Consider the following 24077-nt stretch of genomic DNA (forward strand, 5'->3'; position numbering starts at 1 on the left):
CGGCGCTCTTTACAGTCCCTCGCCATGCTTTCCGACGCTTGCCGACGAGGACTTCAAACGTGCCGCGCAACCGGTTCATCCCCCGCAGTACCGCCTTGTTCTGTCTACTGCTGGCTGGCCTCGCTGCGCCCAGCCTGCGCGCTGAGCAGCGCCTGAGCCTGCCCCAGGCGATCGAGGCCGCCTTCGCCCAGAACCCCGACCTTGCTGCCGCCGGCCGCGAAATCGGTATCGCCGAAGGTGAGCGGCGCCAGGCGGGGCTACTGCCCAATCCAGAGTTGTCCTGGGAAGCCGAGGACACCCGCCGCGATACCCGAACGACCACCGTGACCCTCAGCCAGGCCCTGGAACTGGGCGGCAAGCGCGGCGCACGCATCGACGTGGCCGCCGCCGGCCAGAGCGTCGCCCAGCTGGAGTGGGAGCGCCAGCGCAATGGCCTGCGTGCCGATGTGGTGCAGGCCTTCCATGCCGCCTTGCGCGCCCAGACCGCCCTGGAGTTGGCGCAGCAATCCCAGGCCTTGACCGAGCGCGGCCTGCGGGTCGTGCAAGGGCGGGTGAAGGCGGGACAGTCCTCGCCGGTCGAGGCCACCCGCGCCCAGGTTCAGCTGGCCCAGGCGCAGGCGCAGGTGCGCCGTGCCGAGTCGCAGCGCGTCGTCGCCAATCAGTCTTTGGCGCGGCTGACCGGCAGCCCGCAGGCGGCCTTCGCTCGCCTGGATACGAGCCAGCTGTCGCCGGGCCCGGCACCTCGCGCCCAGACCTTGCTCGACAAGGTGTCGCAAACCGCCGAGTGGCGCCTGGCAGAAGCGCAGATCCAGAGAGGGGAGGCGTCCCTCGGCTCGGAAAAAGCCAAGCGCATCCCCGACCTGACCGTGAGCCTGGGCAGCCAGTACAGCCGTGAGGAGCGTGAACGGGTCAACGTGGTCGGTCTGTCCATGCCCCTGCCGTTGTTCGACCGCAACCAGGGCAATGTGCTGGCTGCCGCGCGCCGCGCCGACCAGGCCCGTGACCTGCGCAACGCCGTGCAGTTGCGCCTGCACAGCGACACCCGCAGCGCCGTCAGCCAGTGGGCGTCGGCAATGCAGGAGGTGCAGGCCTATGACCGCACCATCCTGCCTTCGGCGCAGCAGGCTGTGGACACCGCCACCCGTGGTTTCGAGATGGGCAAGTTCGCCTTCCTCGATGTGCTCGATGCCCAGCGCACGCTGATCGAGGCACGTGGGCTGTACCTGGAGGCCCTGGCCTCGGCAACCGATGCCCGTGCTCAGGTCGAGCGCATCTACGGCGACCTTGGCCCAGACCGTTGACCGAGGCCTGTCTTGCCCGTCTGCACCGATGCCATCGGCAATCTCTTTAGGAGCAACCATGCAAAACACCCGCAAACTCGCCATCCTGGCCGCTGCCATCGCCGTGATCGGCCTGGGCGGCCTGGCCTGGACCCAATCCATCGGCCAGGCTCCTCAAGACACCCAGGGCGAAAACAACCCTACCCATGACAGCCCGCAGCAAGACGATGGTCATGCTCACGCCGAGGGTGGCGATGAAGGGCATGAGGAACAGGAGGGCAGCCTGCACCTGTCCGCCACCCAGATCGAAGCCGCTGGTGTGCAGTTGGTCGCTGCCGCGCCGATGACCTTGGGCACCGCTATCAGCTTCCCTGGCGAGATCCGCTTCGACGAGGACCATACCGCTCATGTAGTGCCCCGTGTGCCCGGGGTGGTGGAATCGGTGCACGCCGACCTGGGCCAGCCAGTCAAGCGTGGACAAGTCCTGGCGGTGATCGCCAGCCAGCAGATCTCCGATCTGCGCAGCGAGCAGCAGGCTGCCCAGCGCCGCGTGGAACTGGCGCGGTTGACCTTCAAGCGCGAACAACAGCTGTGGCAGGAACGTATCAGTGCCGAACAGGACTACCTGCAAGCCCGCCAGGCCTTGCAGGAGGCCGAAATCGCGCTGACCAACGCCCAGCAGAAAGTCGCCGCCGTCGCTCCGGCCGGCGCAGGCAATCGCTACGAGCTGCGCGCCCCCTTCGACGCCGTGGTGGTGGAGAAGCACCTGACCGTCGGCGAAGTGGTCGACGAGACCAGCAACGCCTTCACCCTCTCGGACCTGAGCCGGGTCTGGGCCACCTTTTCGGTCACCCCGCGTGACTTGGGCCGGGTCACGACCGGGCGGACGGTCACCGTGAGCGCGCCGGATCTGGGGGCTCAGGTCCAAGGCCAGGTCAACTATGTGGGCAGTCTGCTGGGCGAGCAAAGCCGCGCAGCCACTGCCCGTGCCACCTTGGCCAATCCCAACGGCGCCTGGCGTCCGGGGCTGTTCGTCAATATCGCGGTGAACGTCGAGCGCTTCGATGCCGCCGTGGTGGTACCAGAGGCAGCGCTGCAAACGTGGGAGGAACAGACCGTCGTGTTCGCCCGCACCGACGAGGGTTTCCAGGCCCGCCCGGTGAAAACCGGCCGACGCGACGCAGGCCAGGTGGAAATCACCGACGGCCTGGCGGCCGGCACCCAGGTGGCGGCCGCTGGCAGCTTCGTTCTCAAGTCTGAGCTCGGCAAGGGCTCGGCCGAGCACAGCCACTGACTGGGGACCTCTTCATGTTCGAACGCCTGATCCAATTTGCTATCGAGCAGCGCCTGGTGGTGATGCTCGCGGTGGTGCTGATGGCTGCCGTCGGCATCAACAGCTACCAGAAGCTGCCGATCGATGCGGTGCCGGATATCACCAATGTCCAGGTGCAGATCAACACGGCCGCGCCCGGCTACTCGCCGCTGGAGACCGAGCAGCGCATCACCTTTGCCATCGAGACCGCCATGGCCGGCCTGCCGGGGCTCAAGCAGACTCGCTCGCTGTCGCGCTCGGGGCTGTCCCAGGTGACGGTGATCTTCGAAGACAGCACCGACATCTTCTTCGCCCGCCAGTTGGTCAATGAGCGCCTGCAGGTGGCCCGCGAGCAGTTGCCCGCCGGCATCGAAGCGGCCATGGGGCCGATCTCCACCGGGCTGGGTGAGATCTTCCTGTGGACCGTCGAGGCCGAGCCAGGGGCGCTCAAGGACGACGGCACGCCCTATACGGCGACTGACCTGCGGGTGATCCAGGACTGGATCATCAAGCCACAACTGCGCAACGTGCCGGGCGTGGCCGAGGTCAACTCCATCGGCGGCCATGCCAAGCAATACCTGATCGCTCCGGACCCAAAACGTTTGGCGGCCTACAAACTCACGCTCAACGATTTGATCGGCGCCTTGGAACGCAACAACGCCAACGTCGGCGCCGGCTACATCGAGCGCAACGGCGAGCAACTGCTGATCCGCGCCCCGGGTCAGGTGGCTTCGGCTGAGGACATTGCGAACATCGTCATTTCCAGTGTCGACGGCGCGCCGATCCGCGTCAGCCATGTCGCCCAAGTAGGCCTGGGCCAGGAGCTGCGCTCCGGTGCGGCCACCGAGAACGGCCGCGAAGTGGTGTTGGGCACGGTGTTCATGTTGATCGGCGAGAACAGTCGCACGGTGTCCCAGGCGGTGGCGCGCAAGCTGGCCGACATTAACCGCACGCTGCCCAAGGGGGTGATGGCCGTGACGGTCTACGACCGCACCAACCTCGTGGAAAAGGCCATCGCCACGGTCAAGAAGAACTTGGTGGAGGGCGCGATCCTGGTGATCGCGGTCTTGTTCCTGTTCCTGGGCAATATCCGCGCGGCATTGATCACCGCGATGGTCATTCCGCTGTCGATGCTGTTCACCTTCACCGGCATGTTCAACAACAAGGTCAGCGCCAACCTCATGAGCCTCGGGGCCTTGGACTTCGGCATCATCGTCGACGGCGCGGTGGTGATCGTCGAGAACGCCATCCGCCGACTGGCCCACGCCCAGCAGCGCCACGGCCGCATGCTGACCCGCGCCGAGCGCTTCCATGAGGTGTTCGCTGCCGCCCGCGAAGCGCGCCGACCGCTGATCTATGGCCAGCTGATCATCATGGTGGTGTACTTGCCGATCTTTGCCCTGACCGGCGTCGAGGGCAAGATGTTCCACCCCATGGCGTTCACGGTGGTGATGGCCTTGCTGGGGGCGATGATCCTTTCGGTGACCTTCGTGCCTGCGGCCATTGCCCTGTTCGTCACCGGCAAGGTCAAGGAAGAAGAGGGCGTTGTGATGCGCACCGCCCGCCAGCGCTATGCACCTGTCCTGGCCTGGGTCCTGCGCCAGCGCACGCTGGCCTTCGCCGGCGCCGCCTTGCTGGTGGTGTTGTCCGGTGCATTGGCCAGCCGCATGGGCAGCGAGTTCATCCCCAGCCTCAGCGAGGGCGACTTCGCCCTCCAGGCCCTGCGGGTACCGGGTACGAGCCTGAGCCAGTCGGTGCAGATGCAGCAGCGCCTGGAACAGATCATCATCGCCCAGGTGCCGGAGGTGGAGCGGGTATTCGCCCGCACTGGCACTGCCGAGATCGCCTCTGACCCGATGCCGCCGAACATCTCCGATGCCTATGTGATGCTCAAACCGCGCGAGCAATGGGCCGATCCCGGCAAGCCGCGCGAAGCGCTGATCGCCGAAGTACAGCGTGCCGCGGCCAGTGTGCCGGGCAGCAACTACGAGTTGTCCCAGCCGATCCAGTTACGATTCAACGAGCTGATTTCCGGCGTGCGCAGCGATGTGGCGGTGAAAGTGTTCGGCGATGACATGGACGTGCTCAACCGGATCGCCGCGCAGATCGCCGCTAGCTTGCAACAAGTGCCGGGCGCCTCCGAGGTCAAGGTGGAGCAGACCACCGGCCTGCCGGTGCTGACCATCGACATCGATCGCGACAAGGCCGCCCGTTACGGCCTGAACGTGGGGGATGTGCAAGACGCCATCGCCATCGCCGTCGGTGGCCGTACCGCCGGTACCCTGTACGAAGGCGACCGACGCTTCGACATGCTGGTGCGCCTGTCCGAAACATTGCGCACCGATGTCGACGGGCTGTCGGGCCTGCTGATCCCCGTTCCGGCCAGCAGCGCCGCGGGAGCTGCGCAAATCGGGTTCATCCCGCTGTCGCAGGTGGCCACGTTGAATTTGCAATTGGGGCCGAACCAGGTCAGCCGTGAGGATGGCAAGCGGGTGGTGGTGGTCAGCGCGAACGTGCGTGGTCGTGACCTGGGTTCGTTCGTCGAACAGGCCGAGCAACGGCTGATCGGCGAGGTGCAGATTCCAGCGGGCTACTGGACCCGCTGGGGTGGCCAGTTCGAGCAGTTGCAGTCGGCGACCGAGCGCCTGCAGGTGGTGGTGCCGGTTGCATTGCTGCTGGTGATGGCGTTGCTGCTGATGATGTTCAACAACCTCAAGGACGGCTTGCTGGTGTTCACCGGCATCCCGTTCGCCTTGACCGGCGGTGTGTTGGCGCTGTGGCTACGTGACATCCCGCTGTCGATTTCCGCCGGGGTCGGGTTCATCGCATTGTCCGGGGTCGCGGTACTCAACGGACTGGTGATGATCGCCTTCATCCGCAACCTGCGTGAGGAAGGGCGCACGCTGCATGCGGCGATCGAGGAAGGGGCACTGACTCGCCTGCGACCGGTACTGATGACCGCTCTGGTGGCCTCGCTGGGGTTCATCCCCATGGCCCTGGCCACCGGGACCGGCGCCGAGGTGCAGCGACCGCTGGCGACCGTGGTGATTGGCGGCATCCTGTCGTCCACCGCCTTGACCTTGCTGGTGCTGCCGGCGTTGTACCAGTGGGCGCACCGGCGTGAGGAGGCGGCTTGAGCCGCCCCACACGCCGCACTTTGCTCAATCGCTAGGGTATCGCGCGCGCAGGCTGGCGCTCGCCGGCGTCCTCGTGCAGAGAGATCCGCGAGGTCTCCGGCAGTGCCAAGCCGCCCACCAGCGCCACCAATGCGATCACCACCAGGTAAAAGGCCGGCGCCAGGCTGCTGCCGGTCTGGCTGATCAGCCAGGTGGCCACCAGAGGCGCGGTGCCGCCGAACAGGGTGTAGGCCACGTTGTAGGTGATCGCCGAGGCGGTGTAGCGGGTGCGGGTCGGGAAGGTCTCCGACAGCAACGCCGCGGTGACCACGCCACTGAGCAAGGCACCGACGGCCAGCAGGATGACCCCCAGCAACGCGCCGGACATCGAGCCGGAACTGGCCAGCCAGTAGGCCGGGAATACCGCCACCATCACCCATAGGCAGGTGAAGCCGATGGTCTTGCGCCGCCCGACCCGGTCGGAGAAGGCGCCGGCCAGCGGGCAGCCGACCGCGGCGAACAGCAGCGCCACGGTGGTCACCAGCAGCGACTGGGCGCGGCTCAGGTTGCCGACCATCTGCAGGTAGGTAGAGAAGTAAGTGGTGAACATGTAGAACGACAGCGCGGTCAGCGAAATGAACGCGCCCAGGTTGCGGATCGCCCTGCCGTGGTGGCGCAGGGTTTGCTTGAGCGGCGAGTGGCTGTGTTCCTTGCCCTCGGCCATGGCCTCGCGAAAGGCTGGGGTTTCCTCCATCCGCCAGCGCAGGTAGAGGCCGACCAGGCCTAAAGGCGCGGCGATCAGGAACGGAACACGCCAGCCCCAACTGCTCATGGCCTCGGGGGTCAGGCTCGCCTCCAGGGTGTAGGCAATCACTGCCGCGCAGGCGAAGGCGGAAAAGGTCGAGACCGGCACGAAGCTGCCGTAGAAGGCCCGTTTGTCCTGCGGTGCATGTTCCATCAGATAGGCGCAGGCGCCGGCGTACTCGCCGCCTGCGGAAAAACCTTGCAGGCAGCGCGCCACGGTGAGCAACAGCGGCGCCGCCAGGCCGATGCTGGCGTAGGTCGGCAGCAGGCCGATCAGGGTGGTTGAGCCGGCCATCAACAGGATGGTCAGCGACAGGATGCGCTTGCGACCCAGCCGATCGCCCAGCGCGCCGAACACGATACCGCCCAGCGGTCGCAGGGCGAACGCTACGGCGAATACGGCAAAGGTCTTGAGCAAGGCGACGCTGGCATCTTCGCCTGTGAAGAACAGGCTGGCGATCAGCGTGGCGAGAAAGCCATAGACGGCAAAATCGAACCATTCGACGAAATTGCCGATGGCCGAGGCGGCGATCACCCGGCGCAAGGTGGCGGGGGATACCTCATGGGGTACGGACATTGGGATGTTCTCCGGTCTTCAAAGGCAGCCTGGGCGCAAGTGCCGTGGTCAGGCCACGGCATCGTTGTTGTGAAGACCAGTAGAACGGCAGGCGGGAGGGCGCGCTTTTTCGTGGGCGACATCGGGATACCTGTTTTGGCCTGCAGGGCGCCGGAGGGCGTTCTGTGCAATCGAGACGGCTATTGGCGGCCGACTTTCCAGGGGGCGTATTCAACGACCGCATGATTTTCTGCAGGCGCCTGCGCCTCCAGCATGAAACTAGGCATGTCACGCAGGTCGAGTTGCATGCAGCGACGGCTCAGGTCGGCTTGCAATTGCCCATCCAGGCGAAAGGCATCGGTTCGCTGCGGTACGGGGGCCAGATCAACCAGGCAACCGGTGACTTTGCCCTGGGCGTCGGCCTGGTAGCGGATGACCGCCTGGCCAACGCTGTCGACGGGTTGCTCACGCATCAGTTGCTGCCAGAAAAATGCCTTGCGCGCTTCATGGATCCGCCAGGGGTGATCGCTGGCCAATGTCGGCCAGGGCGCGACTATCACGATGGGGGCAGTGATCTGGACGGTCTCTTCGCCTCCATACAGCTCGCTCGGCACCAAGGGATAAATGGTCTTCCAGCATTGCCGTTCGACTGCGCGGGCCAGAACCGGATAGGCGGAACGGACCACTTCAGCAGGCAGCTTGGCGGCGTACTCCGGTTTGCCGGGCTGGGTTGAACAGGCGACGGGGCGGGACTGGCGATCGAGGGTGACCTTAAGATCGACTGCCCCGCTAAGCTTGCCTTGGGTTGCGGTCGTTACGTCGTTGGCAAGGACAGACTGCATGGCCTCGATAAAGGGCTTCTCGGCTGGGGTGACGGTCGATGCCTGGCAGGCTGCGAGCGAGAGCATGCTTGCCCATAAACACAAGTGGAGCGGGTAGGCGTGTAAGAAAGCGGGTCGCACGGGAACATCCTTGGTCGATAGCCGGAGCGTTCATGCTCCGGCGTAGTGAGAGAGGCGTGCGGGATCTTAAAGGGGTTGAGCAATGGCGGAAAAATACAATGTGTATTGAGATTTTTCCGCCAGCTTTCGGTCCGCCACTCAGAAGCGCAAGTCCATCGCCACCTCGACGGTACGCGGCGCGCCCATGTAGTACTGCCCGCCATACGCCTGTTTGGCATACAGCTCATCGGTGAGGTTGCGCACCCGAGCGGTGAGGGTGGTGTGCGCGTCCAGCCGATAGCGGGCAAAGCTGCCCAGCAATGTGTAGGCCGGCGCTTGCAGGGTGTTGGCGTTGTTGGCGTACACCGAGTCGACGTAGCGCACGTCCACGCCCGCCGACCAAGCCGAGGTGAAGCTATAGGTCAGCCACAGGTTGGCGACGTTGGCTGGCACGTTGACTGGGGTGTTGCCTTTGCGCGAGACCGACTGGCCGCCGGCCGCTTCGTTGAAATCGTCGTATCGGGCATCGACATAAGCGTAGTTGCCCTCGGCCAGCAGCTTGGGCGTGACCTGCAGCCGCCCCGACAGCTCGATGCCGCGGGAAGTCTGCTGGCCAGCCTGGACCATCACGTTGGGGTCGTTGGAATCGCGCACGGCAAAGTCCTTGCGCACGATCTGGTACACCGCCACCGTCGCTGCACCCCTTCCGTCGAGGAAGTCGAACTTGCTGCCAGCCTCCCACTGCTCGCCCTTGGAGAGGTCGAACAGGCCGACGTTGGAGTAGGTCGCTGCGGCCAGCGAGCCGGCGGGCAGGTCGGCAGCGGTGCTGTACTGCATGTAAACGCTCGCAGCAGGTGTCAGCTCGTAAGTCAGGCCGATGCGCCCGCTCAACGGCTCCCAGCGGCGCTCGAAGAAGGCCGGGCTGGTCGGCGAGACAGGACCATAGTTGGTCACTTGCATGTCCAGGTAGTCGTAGCGCAGACCGGTGAGCAGGGCCAGGCGGTCGGTGAGTTGCAGGCGGTTCTCGGCGAACAGGGCGCGGTTGGTCACCTCGTTGTGACGCTGCTTGGTCAGGCCTGCGTTCACGCCGGGGATGTCATCGAAGCTGCCCGGGTCGAAATGCGCTGGATCGACGACATCACGCCAACTACCCGAAGTGGGGTAGAGGGTCTGGCGCATGCGCGAATAGTCCAGGCCCAAGGACCACTGACTGGCGAGGCCCAGCACTTGATCATCGTGGCGCAGTTCGATGCGGTCGCCCAGCAGACGCTGTTCGTGGCGTTGCAGGTAGGGGCTCGAGCGCACCACGTTGCCTGCGTCGTTGTAGGCGTAGCTTTCGAGGTTGCGGTAGTCGCGCTGAGCGTTGTAGTGGTATAGGGTGTTCTGCACGCTCGTCGTGTCGCTGATCTGGTAATCGAGGATCGAACGCAGCCAACGAACCCGCTGCTCATAGCGGCCATCGGCGACGTTGTAGTTCTCGAAGCGCCGGCTGCGGTCGATCTTCATCGTGCTGCGCCCGGGCAGGATGGGCGAGCCCCAGTAGGGGCTGTCTTCCTTGTCTTGCTGGTATTCCAGGGCCAGGGTGTGGGTGAGGTCGGGGGCAAGGTCGCTGAGCACGGAGAAGGCCAGGCTGTCGGTCCAGCGTTCGTTGCGGTCCACGTATCCGTTTCCATGGCCACGGCTGAAGTCCAGTCGGGCGAAATGCCGGGCGTCGGCCGGGTTGCTGGCCAGGGCCTGGTTGATGCCGAAGGCGACTTCCGAATCGTCGTAGCTGCCATAGCGCACCCGGCCGTCGAAGGTCTGTTCATCACGGCTGGCCAGCTTGGTGATGGTGTTGATCGAGCCTCCCACGGCGCCTGTGCCATGCAGGAACGACGACGGCCCGCCGATCAGTTCGACCCGGTCGACGACCCAGGCGTCCACCGGGCGGGTGGCGCTGCTGTAGCCCAGGTTGATGCCGTTGTAGAGCTGGGTGACCTGGTTCTGGGTAAAGCCCCGGTAGGACACGAACCCACCGTAGCCCGGATTGGCCGACGCGTTCACGCCGGTCATGGTGTTGAGTACGTCCTGGGTGTCCTTGGCATCACGTTCCTCGATCACGCGGCGGTCCGAAACGCTCACCGAGGCTGGCGTCTGCCGCGCAGTCAGGCCCAATCGGGAGCCGGTCTGGATCGGCTCGTCCAGTTGCACGCCACTGGGTGCCTCGCGTTCGCCATCGATGGTGGTGGCGGTCAGTTCGACGGGGTTGGCACCCGCCCAGGCGTAGCTGCAGGTGCCCATCAGGAGCACCAGGGAAGTATTGCGGATCATGTTGTCAGGGATTCCACGCAAAGGTCATGGCTGGCCACGACCGTGCACGCGAAAGCACCCGGTCGAGGTCAGGCTGAAGTTGCTGCTGCGAGGAAATCGGAGGGGGAGGCGCGAGGGTTGAGGGCAGGGCGCAGGTAGCGCGGTGGCGGTTGCGCCCAGCTGCGCACCACGATCGGCGAGGGCGAATTGCCTTGGGCCTGGGTGAAAGTCCAGGCGCTGCTGGTCAGCGGTACTGCCAGGGCGAAGGAAGAGCACACTGGGCAATCGAGCTGCGCCATGTGCGAGTCGCTGCCGCTGTCGCCTAGGTCGACGGCCGGGCCGTGGTCACTCGACAGCGAGCAGAACCCGCCTTCCAGTCCGGACAGGCGAAGGCCACTCATCTGGCCATGGTGCAGGCCGCACAGCAATAGGCTGAACAGGACGCTGGCATAGAGCGTCCAGGCGGTCAACACACGTGTCCGGCGCAAGGTTTTCATGGCGGCGAATCTACCATTCGGACGAACGGTCGTGATGTGGTGGATTGTCGCAGCATGGCGCCCAGATGCTGCGCCGGTTCAGGCTGCCCGCTCCAGCACATCCAGCAGATCGACGAACTCCTGGGACAAGCGGTGTCGGGGCGCCAGGTGTACAAGCGGCATCGCCGCTTCATGGGATTGGCGCATCTTGATCGAACTGCTCAAGTACACCGGCAGCACCGGCAGCCCCTCGGCGCGCAACTGATCGACCAGGGTTTGGTGCAGGGCCGTACGCCCGGCGAACTGATTGACCACCACCCCTTCGACCACCAAGTTGGCGTTGTGGTCCTGGCGCAGTTCCTCCACTTCCACCAGAACACTGCGTAGCGCCTGGCGCGAAAAACTGTCGCAATCGAACGGGATGAGTAGCCGCTCGGCCGCCACCAGGGCACTGAAGGTATAGAAGTTCAGGGCTGGGGGCGTATCGATGTAGATGCGCTCGTAATCATCCGACAGCTGCACGAGCAATTTGCGTAGCTTGTTGATTTTGAATTTGCTTTCGAGCTTGTGCTGCAGGTCGGTGAGGTCCTGGCTGGCGGTGACCAGGTGCAGGTTGTCATAGCGTGTTTCGGTGATCGTCACGCGGTGCTTATTGCCGGCCGCCGTGGTGGTCAAGGTCTGGCGGAAGAAATCGGTGATGCCGGCAGGGATTGCATCGTGGGCAAGGCCGGTCAAGTAGTAGGTGGCGTTGGCCTGCGGGTCCAGATCGACCAGCAAGGTTCGATAACCTTCGGCGGCGCTGGCGGCAGCGAGGTTACAGGCGATGCTGGACTTGCCTACACCGCCTTTGTGGTTGAACACGACACGACGCATGGTACTTCATCCCTGATAGGTTGCAGATCGAGGTCAATCCTATGACCGTAAGATGACAGTATTAAGACAAGGCTTGTTACATGTCGGGCAGAGGCCCTGTACTAGAGCAGGTGCAGGCCTCAGGGTGCTTCACGATCATCGTGGATGTCCGAACCGCCCGAGGTGCCGGCGTCATCGACATCGCCGCTGTTGCCGGTGCCCGGGCCTTGGTCGCCCTTGCTGCCTTGGGAGGTGCCGTCGCCGCCGGTGTTGTCGGTGTCGTTGGCATCGGTGCCACCGTTGCCGCTGCCCGTGGCGTCACCTGGAGTGCCAGAGCCCATGGCACCGCCGTCGCGATCGATGGTACCGGTGCCGGGTGTCTGCTCGCTGGGAGTGCGTACGGTATTGGCAGTGCCGGCCGCCAGCGCCAAAGGCGCGCTGGCGCCCAGACACAGGGCAAGGCTCAATGAAAGCAGGTGTGGGTGTCTCATGGCACGTCTCCTGGATCAGGTCTGCGTGCATTGGAACCCTCGATGCCAAGGTGGGTGCCGAAACCGCGACGGACGGTGCCCTCAGTCACTGGTCATCACGCGATTGCGCCCGGCCTGCTTGGCCGCGTAGAGCGCCCGGTCGGCGCGGTTGAGGGCTTCGGTGGGCGCCTCGTTGCTGTCTGCTTCCCAACGCGCCACGCCCAGCGAGAGCGTCACCGCACCCACCGGCTCGATGGGGGTATCCTGCACGCCCTTGCGCAAGCGCTCGGCCACGGCGAGGGCGGCTTGCAGGCTGGCGTCGGGCAGTAGCATCAAGAACTCTTCGCCGCCGGTGCGGCACAGCACATCGCCTTCCCGGCAACAGCGGCGCATCAGTTCGGTCAGTCGACGCAGCACCTGGTCGCCCACCTCATGCCCATGGCCATCGTTGACCTGCTTGAAGTGGTCGATGTCCAGTGCCACGACGCAAAAGTCACAGGCTTCAGCCTCCAGCAGCGACAGGCTGAAGTCCAGGTGGCGACGGTTGCCCAGGCCGGTGAGCGGATCGGTCTGGGCTGCCCGGTTGAGCCGGCCGATGCGCTCCTGCAACAGGTTCAAGCCAAACAGCAGCGCTCGCTTGAGCTCGGCGGCTTCGAAGTACCAGGCCTTGACCCGTTGCAAGCCTTCGGCCGTTCCGGGACGGTCCAGGGCGCGTGCACTGGCGGCCAGTTGTTGCAATGGTCGAGTGATGGCCACGGTCAGCCACCAGAGCACCAGGCAGCCCAGCAGGGCCAGCGGCGCGGAAATGCCGACCACATCGAGTATCAGGCGCTTGAGTGGGGCGACGGTTTGCGCCAACGGCTGCTGGGCAACGATGCCCCAGCCCGTGCTGGGCACGGTGGCGAAGCCCGCCAGCATGTCCACGCCGGTGCTGTTGCGCACCTGCTGCGTGCCATTGCCCAGGGCCTCCAGTTCATCGATCAACGCATTGCCTTGGACCACTGTGCCCACGCGCTCGGCATCCGGGTGATAGAGCAGGCGTCGGTTGCGATCGACCACATAGAGGTAGGAGCCATCCTTGTAGAAATGCTCGCCTAGCAGGCTTTTGAGAATGTTGTGCTCGCGCAGGTACAGCGTGCCGCCTACATAACCAAGGTAGCCACCCTTGGCGTCGAAGATAGGTTGCGATAGCACCACTACCAGGTTGCTGGCGGTGGAAAGAAACGGCGTCGACACCAACGCGTGCCGTTCGCGCAGTGCCTGGGTGGCGCCAGGGGTCTGCAGGCGGGCACCGATCATCTTTCGCAGCGGCGCCGGTGAAATGGCCTGCAGGACGCCTTGGGCATCGACCACGAACGTCGAGTTGAAGGCGCTGCTCTGGCGCAGCAGCCGTTGGGTTTCGTTCTGCATCGCCAAAGCATCGTCGAGCTGGCGGCCTTGGACCGAAGCACTGAAGGCCAGTTGTTGCAGGGCGTTACCGAGGAACATCTCGGTGATCGAGGCCAGTTTCGCGGCGTACACCCGATTGGCTTCCAGCGCATGGTCGATCAGCAGCTGGCGCTGCACGCGGTAGCTGGCGAAGTAGCTGGTCAGCAGCATCACGGTGGCGGTGAGTGCCGCAAGTACGAGAATCAGCGTGCGCAGATCCAGGCGCAGGCCTTTCTTGGTGTGTGGCAATCCTGACCTCTTGGGCGGGGAAGAGAAACAACCTTACCTGTTACAGGGCTCAGTCGCAGCCGTTTTCACTCCTTGGAGGTTTCCAGCTCGCTCAGTTCGTCCTCGACCTGCTGCATGCGTTGCTCGGCCAGGGCCTGCACCTGCTCGTCGCTGGCGCTTTCGCGCATAAAGGCGGTCAGCTTCTCGCTAAGGCGCTTTCCTTCGTCGCTGTTTTCCAGCGCCTTGGCTTTCTGCGGATCGTGTGTGGCGGCGACGATGAGGTCGAATTCGGCATCGCTGAAGTGCTGTTCACTGTAGAGCTTGAACAGGTCCTGACGCTGGTCCTCGGCGGTGAGGTACTTGCGCAGCACGGCCTGGATCTGTTGCTCGGACAACTGCGGATGTTTGGGTGCGAGCAGTGTGGCGATCTTCTCGATGTTGTGCTCGTAGGCTTCCTGCAGCGGCAGGTTGGCCAGGATCTTTTCTTCGCGGGTGGGTTTCTGGTCGCAGGCGGCGAAAGTGACGAGCAGCAGCAAGGGGAGCAGCAGGCGAGGGAAGCGAGCCATGAGGTAAGCCTTGGTCAGGTTGGACGGCAAGTGTACTTCAGAACACCGACAGGCTTTCGATCCATCGACAAGAAGGTCTGTGTCGGTCGTTCAGTCGTGCGTTGTAAGAAGGCGCTTGGCTTTCCAGGCGTTGTCTAAACACTGCGTTTTTGACAGGTCGAAGTGGCCTGGCTGAAGGTGTCCAGACCGAGGCAAAGGATGCCAACGGCTAACGAAAGGCCCTCATCACCTGAGATGCGACCATGAAGAAATGCGTAGTGTATGGCGATCTGATGTCTGATCGCGCCGCAGAGCAATACCCCACGATCACCCTTTGTGACGGCTGCATCGAAGACGACCGCAAAGCCGGTGAAGCCGGCCAGATACTCTTCGTGCAGGGCGAGTCCGAGGACGGCGAGTGTGACTGGTGTGCCCGAGAACTCGGCGAATGCTGATCGGCGCGGGACGTGTACCGGTGCTGTTCGTGTCCGCCGGCCTGCTGCGCCCCAAGAAGCGGGATCACGCCCTGGCCCGTCGGCAGCTGTACCTGAACTACGGCGCGTTAGGTCTGGCGACCCTGTGTCAGCGAAACGGTCTCGAGACCCTGTTGGTGCATGGCGAACACGAGGCTCCCGTTGCGCTCGCCGAGCGTCTTCACCGGCAGGGGTTGCTCCGGGTCGATGCGCCGCTGATGCTGTCGATGACCAGCTTCCATGCTCTGGAGTGGGCGCGCGTGTTCTGTTCGGCGGTCAAGGGCATGGAGCCACGGGTGCGTATCGTACTCGGTGGGCGATGGGTGACAGGGCCTGACCGGCAATGGCTGCACGGCAAGCTGCCGTTGGTCGATCGGATCGTTCAAGGCTTGGGTGAAGACCTGTTGCCTTCGTTGCTGGGGTTTCAGGGTGCATGGGATGGGCGGGCCGCTGGGCTCAACCATCTGCTGGTCGAGGGGCATCATCGTTATCAGCCCAGCATCGAGACCTCGCGCGGATGTGGCAAGGGCTGCACTTTTTGCCAAGAGCGAGACGTCCCGCTGCAAAAGCTCAAAGCCCCTGAACGGATCGCCGACGAGCTGCGCCAGCTTGCAGGCGACTATGGCGACCACGGCATCCATCCTTACTTCCAGTCGTCCTTCTTCCTGCCCAACCCGCGATGGGCCCAGGCGCTGGCCGAACAGGTCCAGCGCTGTGATGCCAGGATTCTCTGGCGCTGCGAGAGCCGGGTCGATGGCATCAAACCCGAGATAGTCCCAAGCCTGGCTGCGGCGGGCATGAAAGTCATCGACCTTGGCCTTGAGTCGGCGGCGCCCGAGCAGATCCTGGCGATGAACAAGGCCCGGGACCCGGCGCGCTACCTAGGGGCGGCGTCAAAATTACTGCAGGCCTGTGCCCGTCACGGCATTTGGGTCAAGGTAAACGTGATGCTTTACGCCGGTGAAACGGCGCACACCCTTGAGCAGACCCGACAGTGGCTCGATGCCCATGCCCACTGCATCAAGGGCGTGTCGGTCGGGCCAGTGGTGGTCTATGGCCCGCCCAGCCATTGTTCTGAGTTTCTGACGGCACTAAGGGCACGGGGCGCGACACCTGTCGACCCAGCAAGCGCCGAGGACTGTGGCATCACGCAGCTGAACCTGAGCCCTGAACTGGACGCTGAGCAGGTGGAGCGCGCGAGCCTGGCGCTGTCCAGGCGCTACATGGCAAAGCAGGATTACTTTGATCTGAAGCGCTTTTCCTATTACCCACGCGATTACAGTGAGCAGGCGTTCGAGGCGGATGTCGCGACATCGGATGCGGCCTGCTTGCCGTTTCGGCCATAGCGGCCACGATGAGACTTACGTACAACCGAGGAAAGGGATGACATGTACGACAGCGATGTAAAGGCCTACGCCAAGGAACAAGAAATCGAAGCTGCGAAATTGGAGTACCGAGTCTTCGTCCATGACGATGGACGATCCAATGGGCGTCAGGAACTCATGCGCGACTATGCCAGGGTCCTGTACTCCTCTTCCTTCCGGCGCTTGCAAGGCAAGATGCAACTGCTGGGTATCGACGCCGGGCGCTTCAACCGCAATCGCCTCACCCACAGCCTGGAGGTCGCACAGATCGCGCGTTCGATAGCCATTGACCTGGCGCTCAATGACACTGTCGTCGCCGAGACTGCAGCGCTGGCCCATGACATCGGCAACCCGCCATTCGGGCACCATGGAGAAAAAGTGCTCAACGAACTGTGTGGCGACTGTGGCGGATATGAAGGCAATGCCCAGGCCTTTCGTATTCTGCGTACCCTGGAGCGCAAGCATCATTTGTACGACGGGCTCAACCTCAATGTCCGTACGCTGATGGCGGTGACCAAGTACTTTCATCGCCGGGAGGACAATCCGGCGAAGTTCCTCTACGACGAGGATTACCAGTTCCTCTGTGCCGAACTGGCGAAGCAGGGTTTCGAAGGCAGCAAAAGCATCGACGCCCAGATCATGGACCTTGCCGATGAAATCGCCTATGCCGCCCATGATCTGGAGGACGCCTTGAGTTTTGGTCTGATCAGCCTGGGAGAGATCCTGCACGAGTTCAAGATCAGCGACACCTTCGCCGAGGCGTATCCAATGATGGAGCAACTGGCGCAGGCGGTGCAGAACGATGCGATGTGCTCGCATCGACTGGGGTCGTCGGAAGAGTACGCCATGGTGTTGAAGAAGGAGCTGACCTCCAAGATCGTCAACACGCTGTGTTCGGACATCGGCCTGGTGGATGGCAAACTCGGTTACACGCGTTATGCCAAGTTGGCGGAGGGCCTCAAGAAACTCTTGTTCAAGGCCATCCTGCGCAAGAAAGACGTACAGCTCTACGAAAAACGAGGCGAGCAGGTGATCAAGGGGCTGTTCGAGGTGTACAGCGATGAGCGTTATAACGAGAAAAACAGGTTGCTGCCGCCGGAGCTTCGCTCACTCAAGGCGGACAGGCACAGGCTGATCATCGACTACATCGCAGGCATGATGGACCTGTACGCCATCCAGGAATACGAGCGCTATTTTGGCAAAGGCAGTCTGGATCGCTACTATTTCGGCGAGCGCCGACCCTAGGGCGGCGCCTGCGCTCAAGGCGTTCCCAGTATCCCCATCACCTTGTCGCGCAACTGATCGATACCAAAGGGCTTGCCAATCAGGTGCATGCCCTGCGGTACATCGAAGCTCTCGGCAAAACCACTGGCAAACAGCACGGGCAGCGCTGGACGCAGTGCTCGGGCCTTGGCTGCCAGTTCCTCGCCGCGCATGTCCGGCAGGCCTACATCGGTCATCAGTAGTGCCAATGGCTGGTTGGCGTCCTCGAGGATCTTCAAGGCCGCGGTGGCGTTCTCGGCTTCGATGGCGGTGTAGCCCAGTTCGTCGAGCACTTCGACCATCAACATCCGAACGATGTCGTCGTCTTCGACTACCAGAAGTTGCATGGGGGCGTCCTGTTCAGATGGGTTGTCCTTACTTGTGTGGGTGCGTACGTTGCAGAAGTTCCCCAGCATAACGGCCCCTGTCGATCGATGGAACGATTGGCGCCAGCAACCTTCAAATACTGGCTAACTGCCCTGTCAGAGCGGGCAAAGCTGGTTAGACTCGCTATAGCGTCCGCCTTGCGTAGTGGCCGCGATCCTTTCAATGGACTTTTTTACCCGGGCGTTTTCAGATGATTCAAGCAGCCTCGATGGATCAACAGAGCTTTCGCAAACTGTTGAGCCGCAACGTAGGGCTCCCCCTGGGGGTAGGCCTGCTGGGCGCCGTGGCTTTCGTCGCGGTGATCAACTACCTGCTCTCGGCCATGCAATGGGTCGAGCACACCGATCGGGTGATCGGCAATGCCAACGAAACCGTCAAACTGTCGATCGACATGGAAACGGGTATGCGCGGGTTCCTGATCACCGGGGACGAGCGCTTCCTCGACCCCTACGAAGTGGCCAAGCCTCGCATTTTCACGAGTCTGAAGGCCTTGCGAGCGATGGTGCAGGACAACCCGCAACAGACAGAGCGCATTGACCGCCTGGTGGCCCTGCAACAGGCCTGGAACGATTTCAGCAGCCAAATGATCGCCTCGCGGCGCAACCAGGGCGATTACCAGACTTCCATAGGCAATGGCCGCGGAAAGCGCTTGACCGATGAAATCCGCAAGGAGTTCGACGATTTCATTGTCACCGAGCAGCAACTGCGCATGGCGCGCAACGAGAAGGTCAACAGTGTCACGGTCTGGGCGATCACGGCCTTTGTGTTGTTCATCGTCACGCTCAGTGCCTTGCTGGCGTATCTTGGCCGTCGCGACCTGCTGCTGCTGTCGAACAGCTACGTGGACAACTTGCAGGCCCAGCGCCGCGCCACCGAGCGCCTGGAGCACCAGGCATGGCTGCGCAGCGGCCAGACCCAGCTCGCCGAACAGGTCCTGGGCCAACTGACCCTGGCGATGCTCGGCGACAATATCCTGCGCTTTTTCGCCAGTTACCTGGGCAGCGTGGTGGGGGCCTTCCATGTACGCGATGAACAAGGGCAACTGGTGCGTGTGGCCAGCTACGGCCTGGACACCGAACAGGCCCAAGGGCCATTGACCGCTGGTCAGGGGGGCCTGTTGGACGAGGCGGTCCGTCAACGGGCGCCGTTGCGCCTGGACAACCTGCCTGAGGACTACCTGCGGCTGAGCTCGAGCCTGGGCAGCGGTCTGCCACGCAGTGCCTTGCTGCTGCCGACCCACGACGATGGTCAGGTCAATGGCGTGTTGGAGCTGGGGTTCCTGCGCCCTTTGCAGGAGCGCGATGTGGAGCTGCTGCAGCAAGTGGCGGGCAGCCTGGGCATCAGCATAGAAAGCGCACGCTACCGACATCGCCTGCAGCAGGTACTGGCCGAGACGCAACAGCTCAACGAAGAGCTGCAAGTGCAGCAGGAAGAGCTCAAGACCGCCAACGAGGAGCTTGAGGAGCAGTCCCGCGTACTCAAGGAGTCCCAGGCGCATCTGGAGATTCAACAGGCGGAGCTTGAGCAGACCAACGAGCAGTTGGCCGAGCGCACCGATGCCCTGGGCCGCAAGAATGGTGAGCTCAATCAGGCGCAGTTGGAGCTGCAGGCCCGAGCCGAGGATTTACAGCGCACCAATCGCTACAAGTCCGAGTTTCTCGCCAACATGTCCCACGAACTGCGCACGCCGCTCAACAGCTCGTTGATCCTGGCCAAATTGCTGGCCGAGAACGCGCAGGGCAATTTGAGCAGCGAACAGGTCAAGTTCGCCGAATCCATCTATTCAGCGGGCAACGACTTGCTCAATCTGATCAACGATATTCTCGACATTGCCAAGGTCGAGGCGGGCAAGCTCGAAGTGCGGCCACAGGTCACCCAGGTCGATAGCCTGGCCGATGGCTTGCGCAGCTTGTTCCAGCCGCTTGCCCAGGACAAAGGCTTGGCGTTCGACGTACGACTCGAGCCGGGGGTACCGGCAACGCTGCTCACCGACCGTCAGCGCCTGGAGCAGATCCTGAAGAACCTGCTGTCCAACGCCATCAAGTTCACCGAGCACGGAAAGGTCAGCCTGACCATCGACCAGCAGCAGGACCGTAGTGTCGTCTTCACAGTCCGTGACACTGGCATCGGCATCGCGACCGACCAGCACCAGGCAATCTTCGACGCCTTCCATCAGGTCGATGGCACCAGTAACCGCCGTTACGGCGGCACCGGTCTGGGGCTGTCGATCTCTCGTGACCTGGCGCGGTTGCTGGGCGGGCAGATCAAGGTCGAGAGCGCGCCAGGGCAGGGCAGCGCGTTCAGTCTTGTCCTGCCCGAGCAGCTCGAAGCCGATGAGGTAGGACCCTCTGCGCCGCGGGTGAGCGCGCCGGCGCCGACGCCACCGGCAACGCTGCCTGCCGCGCCGCCACCTGCCAAGGCACCGGCTTTTGCCGATGACCGCGAGCAGGCGCCGTTCGCCAACCGCTGCATCCTGGTGGTGGAGGACGAGCCAAGTTTCGCCCGTATCCTCTATGACCTTGCCCATGAACTGGGGTACAGCTGCCTGGTGGCCCAAGGGGCCGACGAGGGTTACGCGTTGGCCGCCCAGTACACGCCGGATGCCATTTTGCTGGACATGCGCCTGCCCGATCATTCGGGGCTGACGGTGCTGCAACGGCTCAAGGAACAGGCCAGCACCCGCCACATCCCGGTGCATGTCATCTCGGTGGAGGATCGCATCGAGGCGGCCATGCACATGGGCGCGGTGGGTTATGCAGTCAAACCGGCCAGCCGTGAGGAACTCAAGGCGGTGTTCGGTCGCCTGGAAGCCAAACTCACCCAGAAGCTCAAGCACATCCTGCTGGTGGAGGACGATGATCTGCAGCGCGAGAGCATCGCCCGCCTGATCGGCGATGAGGATGTCGAGATCACTGCAGTGGCTCTGGCACAGGATGCCCTGGCGCTGCTTCGCGAAAACATCTACGACTGCATGATCATCGACCTCAAGCTGCCGGACATGCTTGGCAACGAGTTGCTCAAGCGCATGACGTCCGAGACGATCCGGTCCTTCCCGCCCGTGATCGTCTACACCGGGCGCAACCTCACCCGTGAGGAGGAGGCGGACCTGCTCAAGTACTCGCGCTCGATCATCATCAAAGGCGCACGCTCGCCTGAACGGCTGCTCGATGAGGTCACGCTGTTCCTGCACAAGGTCGAATCGCAGCTCTCCCATGAGCGCCAGCGCATGCTCAAGACCGCACGCAGTCGTGACAAAGTGTTCGAAGGGCGCAAGATCCTTTTGGTGGACGATGATGTGCGCAATATCTTCGCCTTGACCAGCGCCCTTGAGCATAAGGGCGCCATCGTCGAGATCGGTCGCAATGGGCATGAGGCCATCGAGCGTCTGGAGCAGCACCCGGACATCGACCTGGTGCTCATGGACGTGATGATGCCCGGGATGGACGGCTACGAGGCCACTCGGTTGATCCGCCAGCAAGCGCGCTGGCGCAAGTTGCCGATCATCGCCGTGACCGCCAAGGCCATGAAGGACGACCAGCAACGCTGCCTGCAGGCTGGCGCCAATGATTACCTGGCCAAACCGATCGAACTGGACCGATTGTTCTCACTGATCCGTGTATGGCTGCCGCAACTGGAGCGAATTTGAGTAACGAACGCAACACCGATATCGAGATCCGGCTGTTGATCGAGGCGATCTACCTCAAGTACAGCTACGATTTTCGCGATTATTCCGGCGCTTCGATCAAGCGCCGGATCCTGCACGCCGTGCGCCAGTTCGATTGCCGCACGGTATCGGCCTTGCAGGAGCGGGTCTTGCACGATCCGGCAGCATTCATGCAGTTGCTGCAGTTCCTGACGATTCCGGTCAGTGAGATGTTCCGCGATCCTGAGCACTTTCTGGCCGTGCGCAGGGAGGTGGTACCGCTGCTGCGCACCTGGCCGTCGCTCAAGGTCTGGATCGCCGGTTGCAGCACGGGTGAGGAGGTCTACTCGATGGCGATCCTGCTGCGCGAGGAGGGTTTGCTGGAGCGCACCATCCTCTATGCCACCGACATCAACCCCCATTCACTGGAAAAAGCCAAGCAGGGTATCTACCCCCTGAAGGCCATGCAGACCTACGCCGAGAACTACCGCAAGGCTGGAGGACGCCGGGACTTGTCCGAGTACTACACGGCCGCCTACGGCAACGCGATCATTGATAGCAGCCTGCGCGAGAACGTGACTTTCGCCGACCATAGCCTGGCCACCGACAGTGTGTTTTCCGAAACCCAATTGGTGTCGTGCCGCAATGTCCTGATCTATTTCAACAAGGCGCTGCAGGATCGCGCCTTGGGCCTGTTCCATGAGTCCTTGTGCCATCGTGGGTTCCTGGTACTCGGCAGCAAGGAGTCCTTGGATTTTTCCGCCTACAGCGAGCGCTTCGAAGCGCTCGTGCGGCCTGAACGGATCTATCGCAAGTCATGAGTGGCGTGGCGGCGGTGGTCATCGGTGCCTCGGCGGGCGGCGTTTCGGCGCTGTTGCAAGTATTAGGCGGGCTGCCCGAAGGTTTTGCCATTCCGGTGCTGTGCGTATTGCACCTGCCCGATGATCGGCACAGCCAGCTGGCCACGGTGTTGCAGCGACGCTTGCATCGACCGGTACATGAGGCCCGGGACAAAGAGCGCATCGTCGACGGGGTGATCTATGTGGCCGGACCCGGTTACCATTTGTCGATTGAACGCGACCTGACCCTGTCGTTGAGCCAGGAAGACCCGGTGCATTTCTCCCGCCCGGCAATCGATTTTCTGTTTCAGTCGGCGGCGGATGCCTATGGCGCCGGCCTGCTCGGCGTGCTGCTCACCGGTGCCAACGAAGACGGTGCCGAGGGTTTGCTTCAGATCAAAAACAGCGGGGGCCGGACCGTGATCCAGGACCCTCGCGACGCACAGGTCGCGCAGATGCCGGAGGCCGCGCTGGCCTTGCAGCAGCCCGACCATATTCTTTCCCTGAGTGGTATCGGGCATTTGCTCGCTACCCTGGAACCGCGCGCATGCTGAGCGATATCACCGCCAAACTGTTGATCGTTGACGATCTGACGGAAAACCTGTTGGCCCTCGAAGCCCTGATCCAGGGTGAGGACCGCGAAGTGCACCGGGCCCAGTCCGCCGAGCAGGCGCTGTCGTTGTTGCTCGAGCATGAATTCGCGCTGGCCATTCTCGATGTGCAGATGCCTGGCATGAACGGGTTCGAGCTGGCCGAACTGATGCGTGGCACCGAAAAGACCAAGAACATCCCGATCGTCTTCGTCAGTGCGGCCGGTCGCGAGATGAACTACGCGTTCAAAGGCTATGAAAGCGGCGCGGTGGACTTCATGCACAAGCCCCTGGACACCCTGGCGGTCAAGAGCAAGGTCTCGGTCTTCGTCGACCTGTTCCGCCAGCGCAAGGCGCTGGGGCGTCAGCTGGAGGCCCTGGAGCGCAGCCGCCAGGAGCAGGCGCAACTGCTGGCCGAGCTCGAAGTGGCGCGTGGCGAGCTGGAGCGCGCGGTGCGCATGCGCGACGACTTCATGTCGATCGTCTCCCATGAGGTGCGCACGCCGCTCAATGGCCTGATTCTGGAAACCCAACTGCGCAAGATGCATCTGGCCAAGGGCAATATTGCGGCGTTCAGTGAAGATCGCTTGCGGGCGATGGTCGAGCGTGACGAACGGCAGATCAACAGCCTGATCCGCTTGATCGAAGACATGCTCGATGTGGCCCGCATCCGTACCGGCAAGCTGTCGATCCGACCCAAGGCGTTCGACCTGGCGCAACTGGTGCGAGGGCTCGTGGAGAATTTCGCGGCACAGGCCGCGGCCCTGGAAACCCATCTCGAACTGGAGCGTTGCGAGGCGGTACCGGGAGAGTGGGACGAGTTCAGGATTGAGCAAGTGGTGGCCAATCTGTTGTCCAATGCCTTGCGTTACGGCGAACGGCGACCGGTGCGAGTGCGAGTGTTCGAGCACGACGCCATGGCCTGCGTGCAGGTGCAGGATCAAGGGATCGGCATCAGCGCGGCCAATCAGCAGCGTATTTTCCAGCAGTTCGAACGCGTCGCGACGCAGCAATCCAGCGCGGGCCTGGGGCTGGGGCTGTATATCTCCGAACAGATCGCCCAGGCCCATGGCGGACGCATTCATGTCGACAGCGAGGAAGGTAAAGGCGCGACGTTCAGCCTCTACCTGCCGCTGGCGGCACAACGTCGACAAAGCGACCAGACGCAGGCAACCTCTGCCTGAGGTGACGGTCTGATGGCCAAGTTATTGAATCCCAAGG

Annotated in this window: 19 protein-coding genes; 10 read left to right on the forward strand and 9 right to left on the reverse strand. The window is 63.1% G+C overall.

What is annotated here, in order from left to right:
- Nucleotides 1–59 precede the first annotated feature (59 nt).
- From J5X93_RS11020 to J5X93_RS11030, 3 genes are read left to right on the forward strand one after another with little or no spacing between them, the layout of a single operon-like run.
- Nucleotides 60–1301 carry a TolC family protein gene (locus tag J5X93_RS11020; RefSeq protein ID WP_232092028.1) on the forward strand — a complete coding sequence of 414 codons (1242 nt, stop codon included), beginning with the start codon at nt 60–62 and terminating at the stop codon, nt 1299–1301.
- Nucleotides 1302–1359: 58 nt separating this feature from the next.
- Nucleotides 1360–2574 carry an efflux RND transporter periplasmic adaptor subunit gene (locus tag J5X93_RS11025; RefSeq protein ID WP_090342249.1) on the forward strand — a complete coding sequence of 405 codons (1215 nt, stop codon included), beginning with the start codon at nt 1360–1362 and terminating at the stop codon, nt 2572–2574.
- A 14-nt stretch (nt 2575–2588) separates the two neighbouring features.
- Complete coding sequence (locus J5X93_RS11030) at nt 2589–5729, forward strand: efflux RND transporter permease subunit (RefSeq protein ID WP_102082336.1); 3141 nt, start codon at nt 2589–2591, stop codon at nt 5727–5729.
- A 31-nt stretch (nt 5730–5760) separates the two neighbouring features.
- On the opposite strand, the gene J5X93_RS11035 is transcribed toward J5X93_RS11030, so the two are convergent.
- The 8 genes from J5X93_RS11035 to J5X93_RS11070 form a co-directional block, all read right to left on the reverse strand.
- Entirely contained in the window at nt 5761–7089 is a 1329-nt protein-coding gene (locus J5X93_RS11035) for an MFS transporter (RefSeq protein WP_090342257.1), read from the reverse strand.
- 179 nt (nt 7090–7268) lie between these two features.
- Nucleotides 7269–7976, reverse strand: a complete 708-nt coding sequence (locus tag J5X93_RS11040; protein ID WP_145997246.1) for a hypothetical protein — start codon at nt 7974–7976, stop codon at nt 7269–7271.
- A 192-nt stretch (nt 7977–8168) separates the two neighbouring features.
- Nucleotides 8169–10319, reverse strand: a complete 2151-nt coding sequence (locus tag J5X93_RS11045; protein ID WP_182818832.1) for a TonB-dependent receptor — start codon at nt 10317–10319, stop codon at nt 8169–8171.
- A gap of 68 nt (nt 10320–10387) precedes the next feature.
- Nucleotides 10388–10795: a DUF2946 domain-containing protein gene (locus tag J5X93_RS11050; protein ID WP_043215091.1), complete on the reverse strand. Its 408-nt coding sequence runs from the start codon at nt 10793–10795 to the stop codon at nt 10388–10390.
- Nucleotides 10796–10873: 78 nt separating this feature from the next.
- Complete coding sequence (locus J5X93_RS11055; protein WP_043215089.1) at nt 10874–11647, reverse strand: ParA family protein; 774 nt, start codon at nt 11645–11647, stop codon at nt 10874–10876.
- 119 nt (nt 11648–11766) lie between these two features.
- On the reverse strand, nt 11767–12117 hold the full coding sequence (locus tag J5X93_RS11060) for a hypothetical protein (protein WP_043215081.1): 351 nt from the start codon (nt 12115–12117) through the stop codon (nt 11767–11769).
- A gap of 81 nt (nt 12118–12198) precedes the next feature.
- Nucleotides 12199–13773, reverse strand: coding sequence for a sensor domain-containing diguanylate cyclase (locus tag J5X93_RS11065; RefSeq protein WP_043215078.1), 1575 nt, complete (start codon nt 13771–13773; stop codon nt 12199–12201).
- 65 nt (nt 13774–13838) lie between these two features.
- Nucleotides 13839–14318 (reverse strand): hypothetical protein, encoded by a 480-nt coding sequence (locus tag J5X93_RS11070; protein WP_182818836.1) that lies wholly within the window; start codon nt 14316–14318, stop codon nt 13839–13841.
- Between the two features lie 242 nt (nt 14319–14560).
- Here J5X93_RS11070 and J5X93_RS11075 point away from each other — a divergent pair, with 242 nt between their 5' ends.
- From J5X93_RS11075 to dgt, 3 genes are read left to right on the forward strand one after another with little or no spacing between them, the layout of a single operon-like run.
- Nucleotides 14561–14752: a hypothetical protein gene (locus J5X93_RS11075; protein WP_043215077.1), complete on the forward strand. Its 192-nt coding sequence runs from the start codon at nt 14561–14563 to the stop codon at nt 14750–14752.
- Entirely contained in the window at nt 14746–16116 is a 1371-nt protein-coding gene (locus J5X93_RS11080) for a B12-binding domain-containing radical SAM protein (RefSeq protein WP_182940975.1), read from the forward strand. Before J5X93_RS11075 ends, J5X93_RS11080 begins: the two co-directional genes overlap by 7 nt.
- A gap of 42 nt (nt 16117–16158) precedes the next feature.
- Nucleotides 16159–17379 carry a dGTP triphosphohydrolase gene (gene dgt, locus J5X93_RS11085; protein WP_070575457.1) on the forward strand — a complete coding sequence of 407 codons (1221 nt, stop codon included), beginning with the start codon at nt 16159–16161 and terminating at the stop codon, nt 17377–17379.
- A gap of 14 nt (nt 17380–17393) precedes the next feature.
- Here dgt and J5X93_RS11090 read toward each other — a convergent pair whose 3' ends face one another.
- A complete protein-coding gene (locus J5X93_RS11090) occupies nt 17394–17744 on the reverse strand; it encodes a response regulator (protein ID WP_043215070.1) in 351 nt (116 codons plus the stop codon).
- Nucleotides 17745–17974: 230 nt separating this feature from the next.
- Between J5X93_RS11090 and J5X93_RS11095 the strand changes: the two genes are divergently transcribed.
- From J5X93_RS11095 to J5X93_RS11110, 4 genes are read left to right on the forward strand one after another with little or no spacing between them, the layout of a single operon-like run.
- Nucleotides 17975–21430: a response regulator gene (locus J5X93_RS11095; RefSeq protein ID WP_090342279.1), complete on the forward strand. Its 3456-nt coding sequence runs from the start codon at nt 17975–17977 to the stop codon at nt 21428–21430.
- A complete protein-coding gene (locus tag J5X93_RS11100; protein WP_043215065.1) occupies nt 21427–22248 on the forward strand; it encodes a CheR family methyltransferase in 822 nt (273 codons plus the stop codon). Before J5X93_RS11095 ends, J5X93_RS11100 begins: the two co-directional genes overlap by 4 nt.
- Nucleotides 22245–22820, forward strand: a complete 576-nt coding sequence (locus tag J5X93_RS11105; protein WP_043215061.1) for a chemotaxis protein CheB — start codon at nt 22245–22247, stop codon at nt 22818–22820. The genes J5X93_RS11100 and J5X93_RS11105 overlap by 4 nt, the downstream gene beginning before the upstream one ends.
- Nucleotides 22814–24040, forward strand: a complete 1227-nt coding sequence (locus J5X93_RS11110; RefSeq protein WP_182940972.1) for a hybrid sensor histidine kinase/response regulator — start codon at nt 22814–22816, stop codon at nt 24038–24040. The genes J5X93_RS11105 and J5X93_RS11110 overlap by 7 nt, the downstream gene beginning before the upstream one ends.
- Nucleotides 24041–24077: the final 37 nt, after the last annotated feature.

Origin of the sequence: Pseudomonas sp. BYT-1 (assembly GCF_023611805.1) — a bacterium.
GTDB lineage: Bacteria > Pseudomonadota > Gammaproteobacteria > Pseudomonadales > Pseudomonadaceae > Aquipseudomonas > Aquipseudomonas guariconensis.